Origin of the sequence: Streptomyces cinereospinus (assembly GCF_042430725.1) — a bacterium.
GTDB lineage: Bacteria > Actinomycetota > Actinomycetes > Streptomycetales > Streptomycetaceae > Streptomyces > Streptomyces cinereospinus.
Window position 1 is genome coordinate 1 of the sequence record NZ_JBHMCY010000105.1, and the last position, 10580, is coordinate 10580.

Annotated in this window: 11 protein-coding genes and 1 pseudogene; 8 read left to right on the plus strand and 4 right to left on the minus strand. The window is 75.3% G+C overall.

Features of this window, described 5'->3' with window-relative positions; genetic code table 11:
• Both ACFF45_RS33060 and ACFF45_RS33065 read right to left on the minus strand, forming a co-directional pair.
• A partial coding sequence (locus ACFF45_RS33060) for an RskA family anti-sigma factor (RefSeq protein WP_381350627.1) occupies positions 1–292 on the minus strand: 292 nt, incomplete at its 3' end.
• A gap of 44 nt (positions 293–336) precedes the next feature.
• Complete coding sequence (locus ACFF45_RS33065) at positions 337–879, minus strand: sigma-70 family RNA polymerase sigma factor (protein ID WP_381350644.1); 543 nt, start codon at positions 877–879, stop codon at positions 337–339.
• 636 nt (positions 880–1515) lie between these two features.
• Here ACFF45_RS33065 and ACFF45_RS33070 point away from each other — a divergent pair.
• Entirely contained in the window at positions 1516–3156 is a 1641-nt protein-coding gene (locus ACFF45_RS33070; protein ID WP_381350628.1) for a serine/threonine-protein kinase, read from the plus strand.
• A gap of 3 nt (positions 3157–3159) precedes the next feature.
• Here ACFF45_RS33070 and ACFF45_RS33075 read toward each other — a convergent pair whose 3' ends face one another.
• The gene (locus ACFF45_RS33075) at positions 3160–3963 is read right to left on the minus strand and encodes an SGNH/GDSL hydrolase family protein (RefSeq protein ID WP_381350629.1); all 804 of its coding nucleotides are present in this window, start codon (positions 3961–3963) and stop codon (positions 3160–3162) included.
• Positions 3964–4278: 315 nt separating this feature from the next.
• Here ACFF45_RS33075 and ACFF45_RS33080 point away from each other — a divergent pair, with 315 nt between their 5' ends.
• The 3 genes from ACFF45_RS33080 (at position 4279) to ACFF45_RS33090 (ending at position 7912) form a co-directional block, all read left to right on the plus strand.
• Positions 4279–5484: a S8 family peptidase gene (locus ACFF45_RS33080; protein ID WP_381350630.1), complete on the plus strand. Its 1206-nt coding sequence runs from the start codon at positions 4279–4281 to the stop codon at positions 5482–5484.
• Positions 5485–6012: 528 nt separating this feature from the next.
• The gene (locus tag ACFF45_RS33085) at positions 6013–7107 is read left to right on the plus strand and encodes a DUF5925 domain-containing protein (RefSeq protein ID WP_381350631.1); all 1095 of its coding nucleotides are present in this window, start codon (positions 6013–6015) and stop codon (positions 7105–7107) included.
• A gap of 31 nt (positions 7108–7138) precedes the next feature.
• Positions 7139–7912, plus strand: coding sequence for a DUF72 domain-containing protein (locus tag ACFF45_RS33090; protein ID WP_381350632.1), 774 nt, complete (start codon positions 7139–7141; stop codon positions 7910–7912).
• Between the two features lie 25 nt (positions 7913–7937).
• On the opposite strand, the gene ACFF45_RS33095 is transcribed toward ACFF45_RS33090, so the two are convergent.
• Positions 7938–8312 (minus strand): GntR family transcriptional regulator, encoded by a 375-nt coding sequence (locus ACFF45_RS33095; protein ID WP_381350633.1) that lies wholly within the window; start codon positions 8310–8312, stop codon positions 7938–7940.
• Positions 8313–8383: 71 nt separating this feature from the next.
• Here ACFF45_RS33095 and ACFF45_RS33100 point away from each other — a divergent pair, with 71 nt between their 5' ends.
• The 4 genes and pseudogenes from ACFF45_RS33100 to ACFF45_RS33115 all read left to right on the plus strand — a co-directional run.
• Positions 8384–9313: a GNAT family N-acetyltransferase gene (locus ACFF45_RS33100; RefSeq protein WP_381350635.1), complete on the plus strand. Its 930-nt coding sequence runs from the start codon at positions 8384–8386 to the stop codon at positions 9311–9313.
• Complete coding sequence (locus ACFF45_RS33105) at positions 9294–9803, plus strand: ribonuclease FAU-1 family protein (protein ID WP_381350636.1); 510 nt, start codon at positions 9294–9296, stop codon at positions 9801–9803. Before ACFF45_RS33100 ends, ACFF45_RS33105 begins: the two co-directional genes overlap by 20 nt.
• A 125-nt stretch (positions 9804–9928) precedes the next feature.
• Positions 9929–10066 (plus strand): hypothetical protein, encoded by a 138-nt coding sequence (locus tag ACFF45_RS33110; RefSeq protein WP_381350637.1) that lies wholly within the window; start codon positions 9929–9931, stop codon positions 10064–10066.
• A gap of 234 nt (positions 10067–10300) precedes the next feature.
• A pseudogene (locus tag ACFF45_RS33115) lies at positions 10301–10580 on the plus strand (lytic polysaccharide monooxygenase); the annotation flags it as partial.

A 10580-nucleotide genomic window follows, 5' to 3' on the forward strand; every position in this document is an offset into this window, starting at 1 on the left:
CCCGCGCCCGCGGCGGCAGCCGGGACTCGCGCGCGGGGGCCGGCTCCTGCGCGGTGGTGCGTACGGCGGCCAGCACCCGGTCGCGCAGCGCGGCCGGCGCCGGGGCGGCCGTGGACCAGGCGAGGCGCACCGCGTCCTCGGCGAGCGCCCGCGCCTCCCGCGCACAGCGTTCGCAGCGCGCCAGGTGCCGCGCGAAGCGGGCGCGCTCACCGGGTTCGAGGGCGTCAAGGGCGTAGGGCGCGGCCAGGCCGTGCGGGTCGCCGCCCCCGCGCAGACGGTCGAGCAGGTTCATGCCGTGCCCCCCTCGGCGCCGGGGGTGCGGACGGTCCGGGAAGCTCACGCGACTCCTCCGAGGCACTCGCGCAGCCGGGTCAGTCCGTCGCGCATCCGGGTCTTGACCGTGCCGAGCGGCAGGGAGAGCCGTTCGGCCACTTCACGGTAGGTGTAGCCGTCGTAGTAGGCGAGGGTGACGGACTCCCGCTGGAGGGCGGTGAGCCGGTCCAGGCACCGGCGCACCCGCTCCCGTTCGAGTCCGGCCTCCACCTCCTCGGCGACCTGGTCGAAGGCGGGCGTCCCGGCCCGCAGGGCCTCGCGCCGCTCCCGCTCGCCCGCCGCGCGGGCGCTGCGCACCCGGTCGACGGCGCGGCGGTGGGCCAGCGTGAAAATCCAGGCCAGGGCACTGCCGCGGGCGGGGTCGAAGCGGGCGGCGGACCGCCACAGTTCGAGCAGCACCTCCTGGGCCACCTCCTCGGACTGCGCCGGATCCCGTACCACTCGCGTGACGAGCCCGAACACCGGTGCGGACACCAGTGCGTACAGCTCCTCGAACGCTCGCTGGTCCCCGCTCGCGACGCGGATCAGCAGTCTGTCCGCCTCCACGCGCTCCCCCTCTCCCCGGCCGTACCCGGGCCGTCCCGTGACATCAGTCGTCCGCACCGCACCCACCTCCGGACGGGAGTACGGACCAGCGTGCCGAAAACGCGGGCCGGGCCGCGGGCGAATCTGTTCCCTCCCGCGACCGATCCGCTCCGGCGCCGGCGCCGGACCCCCGGTGACAGCACGTCGGCACGGAGGGCGGACGGCGTGACAGCCTCGCCGAGATGCCGGCGGCCCGGGCCGGACCCGACGCCGAACGGCTCGGTGCGCGCGTGGGCCGGGCGGCGGTGCGCGGCCGCCGCCCGGGACGGCGAACTCACCGTCGGCGGACGCCCGGTGCCCGGTTCGGACTGCTGCTCGTCGTCGCCTGCGGTGCCGGGCCGGCGCCCGCCCTCAGCGCCGCCGGTTTCTCCGTGGCCGGGTTCGGGGCCGGCGCCGGCCGCGCCCTGGCCCGGCGGCCGCGCTGGACCGCCGCTCCCCCGGTCGCGCTGGTCCGCCGTACCGCGCCGGCGGGTGCCGCGTGCGCTGTCGTGGCCCTGGGCGCCGGCCTGGTGCTCAGGGGGCCGCGTCCGCATTCGGGTGAGCTACTTTGGGGAGAAATCAGACGAGACATCACCCGCGGCTGCGAAGGGGGGCGCCGTGTCCGTGCAACCGGGCAGTGAACGCGTGATCGCCGGACGCTACCGCCTGCTGTCCCCGCTCGGCGAGGGCGGCATGGGCACCGTGTGGCGGGCCCGCGACGAGCTGCTGCACCGCGAGGTCGCCGTCAAGGAGGTGCGCGCCCCGGCGGGGCTGCCCGCCGCCGACGTGGAGCGGATGTACGCCCGCCTGGAACGCGAGGCCTGGGCGGCGGCCCGGGTCGCGGACCGCAACGTCGTGACGGTGTACGACGTGGCCACGGAGGAGGAGCGGCCCTGGATCGTGATGGAGCTGGTCCGCGGCGTCTCCCTGGCGGACCTGCTGGACGCCGAGGGCCCGCTGGCGCCGCGGCGCGCGGCGCACATCGGCGCCGAGGTGCTGTCCGCGCTGCGCGCCGCGCACGCGGCCGGGGTGCTGCACCGGGACGTGAAGCCGGCCAACGTCCTGCTGTCGGACGACGGCCGGATCGTGCTGACCGACTTCGGCATCGCGACGGTCGAGGGCAGTTCGGCGCTGACGATGACCGGCGAGGTCGTCGGCTCGCCGGAGTTCCTCGCGCCGGAGCGGGCGCTCGGCCGCACGCCGGGCCCGCGGTCCGACCTGTGGTCGCTGGGCGTGCTGCTGTACGCGGCGGTCGAGGGCCACTCCCCCTTCCGGCACGACACCCCGCTGAGCACCCTGCGCGCCATCGTGGACGACGCGCTGCCGCCGCCGCGCCGGGCCGGGCCGCTCGTCCCGGTCATCGAGGGGCTGCTGCGCAAGGACCCGGCAGCGCGGCTGTCGCCCGAACGCGCCGAGCGGGATCTGCGGGCGATCGGCGCCGGGGGCACCGCCTCCGCTGACGCCGGCGCCCCCCGCGCGCACACCGCGCCGACGACGCCGTACACCCCGTACCCGCCGACGCTCGCCGCCCACCGGGGGCCGCGCTCCGGCACCGGGCGGCCCGGGCCGGCCACCGCCGCGGCGGACACCGGGCGGCGCCGGGACCGCCGGGCCGTGGCCGCGCTGGTCGCGGGCGTCGCGGCGCTGGGGCTGGCGGTCGGCGGGCTGACGTACGCGCTGCTCGACGACGACGGCGGCGGCGGGGACGGCGGCACGGCGGGGGACACCACCACCTCCGCCCCGCAGGTCCCGCGGCCGGCGGGGACGGCGGGGACGGCGGGGACGGCGGAGCCGACCCCGCGGGAGGAGACCGCCACCGACGACGAGACCGGCACCCCGAGCGAGACGCCGTCGCCCAGGCCGGCACCGCAGACGGTGGCCGTGAGCCTCTCCGGCGACCGCACGGACTACACCGGCCCCTGCCCGCCCCCGGACGACCGGGCGCCCGTGTTCACGGCGACCTTCACGGTGGGCCGGCTGCCGGCCGAGGTGGACTACCGGTGGGTCACCCGGGACGGCGAGGTGATCGATCCGGGATGGCAGACGCTGTCGTTCCCGGAGGGCGGCAGCCGGACCGGGCGGGACCGGGTCGTCGTCACGGCGTACGACGAGGGCGGGACCTACGAGAACGCGATCGGCGTCGAGGTGCGCGAGCCGGCGCACACCGCGTCCGAGGCGGTGGCGTTCTCGGTGACGTGCGAGGCGGAGACCCCGGCCGACGGGGCCTCCCCCTCGCCTTCGCCTTCGCCGACTCCGTGAGGGTCAGGCGACGTTGTCGAACACCGGCAGGTAGCCGCCGGACTGTCCGCCCGCGGTGGGGTGGTAGGACTCGCCGATGCTGAGCCAGTTGACGCTGTGCAGCCAGGAGGAGCCGGAGCAGATCTCGTGGCCGGTGAAGGTGGTGCGGACGTCACCGAAGGTGAAGCCGTAGTTCCGGGCGCGCTTCTCGATGGCGGTGTTGAGGTGGTCGGAGGCGTCGTTGATGGCCTTGCGCTTGGTCTCGGACAGGCCCAGGCAGGCCTGGCCCAGCTGGTAGAAGCGGGGGTAGCCGAGCACGACGACGTGGGCCGAGGGGGCCTTGCCGCGGATCGCCGAGTAGACCGAGTCGAGCTTGCCGGGAAGCGTGGTGTCGACGTACGCCCGGGCGGTGTTGATGCGGGACAGGCACGTGCTGTCGGACTGCAGGACGCACGTCGTCATGACGTCCGCGAAGCCGGCGTCGTTGCCGCCGACACTGATCGAGACCAGTCCGGTGCTCGCGTCGAGGGGCGCCAGCTGGCCGGCCAGAACGTCATCCGTTCGGGCGCCCGAGCAGGCCGTGAAACTGAAGGACGAGGGTGAGTTGGCGGCGGCCCAGAGGTACGGGTACGCGCGCGTGCTGCGCCTGCAGTCGCCGCTGGAGCCGATGTAACCGCCCGCGCCGACGCCGGAGGAGTAGGAGTCGCCGAGCGCCGCATAGCCGGTGGCGGCGGTTTCCGAGGCCTGGGCCGACGCGGCGCCGGTGAACGCCGCCGTGACGGCGAGGAGGAGCGAGCCGAGGGACAGGACAAGTCGGGAACGTCTCATGGAACCTCCCTTTAGCAGGATCTCTGCCTCAACCGTGGTACCAACCACGCGTGTTGAGCGGAAGCGTCCATGCCAAATCTTTTCCCCAAGACCCGGCGCATATCTGTTCGTTCATCACCCGTTCGATTGCGTGCCCATGACAGATTTGTTGACAGATCGTCAACTGTATTGTCCCGCCTCGGCGGGCGGCCCAGGCTGTACCGCAGCCCCGGGCGGTACGCGACGCCCCGGGCCGTGTGCGCGACGACGCGCGCACCCCCCACATGCGCGCGCCCCGACCACGGGCGCGCGCCGCCTGGAGAGGACACCCTCGCAATGGCACCACTGCGTCTCAGGACGGTCCGGTTCGCCACGCTGTCCGGCCTGGCGGCCGCCGCCCTGGTCGGCGGGCTCACCGCACTGCCCGCCCAGGCCGCCCCGGCCGAGGGCACGGTCCTGGCGGCCGGCTCCCCCACCGCCGTCAAGGACAGCTACATCGTCACCCTGAAGAAGGACGCCGGCCTCAAGGCGGCGTCGACCTCGGGCAGGGACCTGGTCGAGGAGTACGGCGGCTCGGTCAACCGCACGTTCGGCACGGCGCTGAACGGCTACACCGCCACCCTCTCCGCGACCGAGGCGAAGAGACTGGCCGCCGACCCGGCCGTGGCCTCCGTCGAGCAGAACCAGCGCGTCCGGCTCGCCGCCACCCAGTCCAACGCCCCCTGGGGCCTGGACCGCATCGACCAGACCTCGCTTCCGCTGTCCGGCACCTACACCTATCCGGACAGCGCGGGCTCCGGCGTGACCGTCTACGTCATCGACACCGGCGTGCGCATCACCCACGCGCAGCTCACCGGCCGGGCCGCCTACGGCTACGACGCCGTCGACGGCGACACCACCGCCTCGGACGGCAACGGCCACGGCACCCACGTGGCCACCACGGTGGCGGGCACCACGTACGGAGTCGCCAAGCGGGCGCGGATCGTGGCCGTCCGGGTGCTGGACAACAACGGCTCGGGCACCACGGCGGGGGTGATCGCGGGCATCGACTGGGTGACGCGGAACCACTCCGGGCCGTCGGTCGCCAACCTGTCGCTCGGCGGCGGCGCCTCCACCGCGCTGGACACGGCCGTACGCAACTCCATAGCCAGCGGCGTGACCTACGCGGTCGCCGCGGGCAACAGCAACACCAGCGCCTCCTCGGCGTCCCCCGCCCGGGTCGCCGAGGCCCTCACGGTCGGCGCCACCACCAGCACGGACGCGCGGGCGAGCTACTCCAACTACGGCTCGGCGCTGGACCTCTTCGCCCCCGGCTCGTCCATCACGGCCGGCTGGCACACCGGCGACACCGCGACCAACACCATCTCCGGCACGTCGATGGCGACCCCGCACGTGGCGGGCGCGGCCGCGGTCTACCTGGCGGGCCACACCTCGGCCACCCCGGCCCAGGTGGCCTCGGCCCTGGTCGGCGGCGCGTCCAGCGGCGTGGTCACCGGCCCCGGTTCGGGTTCGCCGAACCGGCTGCTGAAGATCGTTCCGTGACGCGGACGAGCCTGATGTGACAGGTCGTTCCCCGGGGGCGGGCATCGCCTCCGGGGAACCTCCGTCCGGGCCGTGGACAGCGCCTTCTGTCGTGCTCGTGGCGGTCCTGCTGGTCTGGTTCCGCGCCCCGCGCGCTCCGGACGCGGCTGCGCCCCGGCGAGGCGGAGGCGGCGCCGGCCGGCGGGAGCGGGTGGTGCCGCTGCTGGTGGTGGGCGGCCTGTTCGCGGCGACCGTCCCGGCCCACGGGGGCCGCCGCCGGGAAGCGTGCCGATCGGGGTCGCCACCGGGGACGCGACGGCCGCCGACCCGCCGAGCAGCGCGGCACGCCACCGGCGCCTCGCTCCCGTGTTCGCCGCATGACGTCCCTCGCGGCGACAGGAACGGCGGGGGCTGAGGCAGACGTCGTACAGGTGCGGCTGCACGGCCGGGCGTAACGGGGCACAGCGGGAGAAAGGGCGTGCGGCCGACACTCCGCGCGCACCGTGGAAACCGGGTGCACGCGGGGCCCGCGTGCCCGATCATGGCGGCATGTCTGCGAACCCACACGACGCTCTGCCGATCCGGCTCCACGTCGACGACAGCGACTCGCCGTCCGACGTCGTCGACGCGCTGTTCCTCGGCCGCTTCGCGACGGGCGAGCAGCCGTACTCGCACGCGGCGAACATCGACCGGGTCCGGTCCGGGGCGACGCTGCTGCCGGCCGGCGCGCGCGTGCTGCGCATGGCCCGCGACGACGACCGCAGCGCCACGCTCGCGGAGGGCGACGGCTGGACCCTGCTGGTCTCCCGCTGGAACCGGGGCGCGGACGTCACGGTGACGGCGACCAGCGCCGACCTGGCGAAGAAGGTGCTCGACCAGGCGACGGACGGCGCGGCGGACGAGCCGGAGCCGCAGCCGGAGAACGTGACGATGGGCTTCTGGTACGTCTCCCCCCGGCGCGGCCCGCACCGCACCACCCGGCAGATCTCGGCGGGCACCTGGGACGAGGTGCGCCCCAACTACACCGCGCCGGTCGCGGACGCCATGGACCGGCTGATGAGGACCACCCCGCAGGACATCGCGGGCCGGCTGCTGCTGCTGCACGGCCCGCCGGGCACCGGCAAGACCTCGGCGCTGCGCACGCTGGCCCGCTCGTGGCAGGAGTGGTGCCAGGTGGACTGCGTCCTGGACCCGGAGCGGCTGTTCAGCGACGTGGGCTATCTGATGGACATCGCGATCGGCGAGGACGACTCCACCGGCAAGGGCCGCTGGCGGCTGCTGCTGCTGGAGGACTGCGACGAGCTGATCCGCGGCGAGGCCAAGCACACGGCGGGGCAGGCGCTGTCGCGGCTGCTGAACCTGACGGACGGGCTGCTCGGCCAGGGCCGCAACGTACTGGTCGGCGTCACCACCAACGAGGACCTCGAACGCCTGCACCCGGCCGTCGTCCGCCCCGGCCGCTGCCTGGCCCGCATCGAGGTGGGGCCGCTGACCCGGCCGGAGGCGGTCGCCTGGCTGGGCACCGAGGAGGGCGTCGGCCGGGAGGGGGCGACGCTGGCCGAGCTGTACGCGCTGCGCCGGGGCACGTCCCCGACGGCGCTGCCGGAGCCGCGGGGCGGGTCGGAGGCGGGGCTGTACCTGTGACGGGCCGTCCGGCCGGTGCTTCGATGGACGTATGACCCTGTTCGTCGGCACGTCGGGGTGGCAGTACAAGGACTGGCGCGGGCTGCTGTACCCGGACGGCTGTCCCACCCGGCTGTGGCTGGAGGAGTACGCCGCGGGCTTCGCCACGGTCGAGGTCAACAACGCGTTCTACCGGCTGCCGGCGCGCGAGACCTTCGCGGCGTGGCGCGAGCGGGTGCCGCCGGACTTCGTGGTCGCGGTCAAGGCCAGCCGCTACCTGACGCACATCAAGCGCCTGAAGGAGCCGCAGGAGCCGGTGCACCGCCTGATGGCCCACGCGTCCGGCCTCGCCGGCCGCCTCGGCCCCGTCCTGCTCCAGCTCCCGCCGACCCTGCGCGCGGACCCCTCGCTGCTCGACGCCTGCCTGGCCTGCTTCCCCGCCGGTACGAGGATCGCGGTCGAACCCCGCCACGACTCGTGGTGGACGCCGGAGGTGGCGGAGGTGCTGCGGTCCCGGCGGGCGGCCCTGTGCTGGGCCGACGTCCGCGCCCGCCCGGTGACGCCGCTGTGGCGCACCGCCGACTGGGGCTACGTCCGCTTCCACCAGGGCCGCGCCCGGCCCTGGCCGCGCTACGGCCGCCGGTCCCTGCGGACCTGGCTGGACCGCACCGCCGCCGCCTGGTCCGACACCGAGGACGTCTACGCCTACTTCAACAACGACCCGGGCGGGGCGGCGGTGGCGGACGCGGTGGCCTTCGCGGAGCTGGCGGCCCGGGCGGGTCGACGGGTCACCCGCACGCCGGGGGGCCTGGCGGTCCGGCGCTGAAACCGGCGGTCCCCGCAGGCCCGGTTCACGCCCCGTAGGCCGCCCGCAGCGCGTCCCGTACGGCGTCCAGGGCCGCCTCCTCGCCGAGCCCGAGCCTGCGCACCCGCTCGGCGTAGGCCTGGGCCGCCTCCGCCGCCGCCCGGTCCGCCGCCGCCCCCGCCGCGGCGACGAACGTGCCGTTGCGCCCCCGCGTCTCGATCACGCCGTCCGTCTCCAGCGCCCGGTAGGCCTTCGCCACCGTGTTGGCGGCGAGCCCCAGCGACTCGGCCAGTCCCCGCACGGTCGGCAGCCGGTGTCCCACCGGCAGCGCGCCCGACCGGGCCTGCGCCGAGATCTGCGCCCGCACCTGCTCGAACGGCGGCGCCGCCGCGCCCTCATCGATGTCGATCTGCAAGCTCACCCGGCCGATTCTCCCGTACCGGCGGCAAAATGGGAGGCACCCCGGCCCGGCCCCGCGTAACGTCCCGGCCCATGACCGTGATCGTGCGCGATCTGCGCCCCGGGGAGCGGGCCGACACCGAGGCGTTCGCCCGGGTGCGCCACCTCGCCCTGCCCTGGACGGTGTCCACCCCGGACTCCGTCGCCCACGCCGTCACCCACGCCCATCCCGCCGCGCACCACCGCTCACTGGTGGCCGAGCTGGACGGCGAGGTCGTCGGCACGGCACAGGTGGGCATCGCCCACGACAGCCCGCAGCCGGGCCAGGGTTCCCTCAACGTCTACGTGGATCCGCGGCGCACCCGCCGCGGCGCGGGCTCGCTGCTGGTCCGGGCCGCCGAGGAGCACCTGGCCGCGCACGGGGCGACGCGGCTCTTCGCCTGGGTGCTGGACGAGCCGGCCCACCGGGCCTTCGCCGAGCGGCACGGCTACCGCCCGAGCCGCTCGGCGCACTTCCTGCGCCTGGGCCTCGCGCACCGCGCGCTGCCGCCGCCGCGCACCCCGCCGCCCGGCGTCGAGCTGCGCACCGCGGCCGACTACGCGGACGACCCGCGCCCGGTGTTCGCGCTGGACGCGGAGGTGACGGCGGACGAACCCGGTGACGTGGCGGCCGAGTTCACGGACTACGAGGCCTGGCTCGCCGAGACCTGGGACCACCCGCTGCTCGACCGCGACCTGACCTCCGTGGTGGTCGCCGAGGGCCGGCCCGTCGCCTTCAGCGCGGCCTGCACGGACGGCGCCACCCGGTACGCCACCGCCATGACCGGCACCGCCCGCGCCTTCCGCGGCCGAGGTCTGGCCAAGCTCGCCAAGAGCGACTCGCTGCACCGCGCCCGGGCCGCCGGGTACACGGAGGCGTTCACGGGCAACGACGCGGGTAACAGTGCCATGCTGGCGATCAACAGGTGGTTCGGGTACGAGATTCGCGCGACGGAGGTGCGCCATGTCCGGCAACTCGGCTGAACCGAACACCGTGGTGGAGGTCGTCCTGGTCAAGGCGGGCCGGACGAAGATCCGTTACCCGGCGGAGCTGCTCCGGGACGACGGCACCCGGATCGTGGTCCGCGCGCCCTTCGCGGGCGCCGGCGTGCGCGACTTCGGCTTCGTGCGCTTCGAGCCCGGTGACGTGTTCACCGAGTACTACTGGCGGGACCGCTGGTACGCGGTGATGGAGGTCCGCGACCCGTCCGGCGTCCTCAAGGGCTGGTACTGCGACATCGCCCGCCCGGCGGTGCTGTCCGGCGCCGAGCTGGTCGTGGAGGACCTCGACCTGGACCTGTGGCGCTCCGCCGACGGCACGGACGTGCGTCGGCTGGACGAGGACGAGTTCGCGCAGAGCGGCCTGACCGGGACGGACCCGGACGCGGCCCGCGCGGCCCTGGCGGCCCTGGACGAGCTGGAGGCGCTGGCCCGGGGCGAGCACTTCACGTCCCTGCTCGGTGACGGGGGGTGACACCCGGCGCGGGTGGCCGAATCGTGACGGGCGCCACAGACATAACGGAAGCGATGAGGAATTCTCCCCGAACCGGTCTACCTCCGTGAGAACACGGAACACGGTAGGCCCAGAAGGAGGCAGCCATGCGCCGAGTGACCGTGCACAAGCCCCCGCGCAAGACGGACGCCCGACGGCTCCGCGAGGAGGCCGACGAGCCCACCTGCGAACGCCGCCCCGAGGTGCGCAAGGACATCGCCCGCGTCTGGTGGCCGGTCCCGTGACGCCGGGACCGGCGCGCGAGGTCGGGGAACACGGCCGCCCGAGCCCGGCCTGAGCACTCCCTCAGGGACCACGAGGATCTCCTCGGACCGCCCTCGGCAGCGGTTCGGCGGCTTTGCGGGGCCTCGCTTCGGAACACCGCCACGGGTTCCGCCCGGGCTTCCGCCCCCGGTGACCGCCACGAGGAGTTCCCCTGTGCCCGCACGCCGCAAGGCCGTCGTCGCCGCCCGCTCGCCCTGACCGCGCTGTCCGCCGCGCCCGCCGCCGCGCACGGCTCGATGGGCGACCCGGTCAGCCGGGTCGCCCAGTGCCATGGGTCGTACACGTTCAGGTACCGTGCCTGACCGCGCCGCACACGGGCACCTTCACGGTGTGTCTCACCGAGTCCGGTCATGACCCCGCCCAGCCGCCCGGCTGGGACGACCTGGACCTGGCGAAGCCGGTGGCGACGGCCACCGGCCCGGCCGCCTCGGACGGTTTCTCCGCCTTCCCCGGCACCCTCCCGGGGCGCTCCGC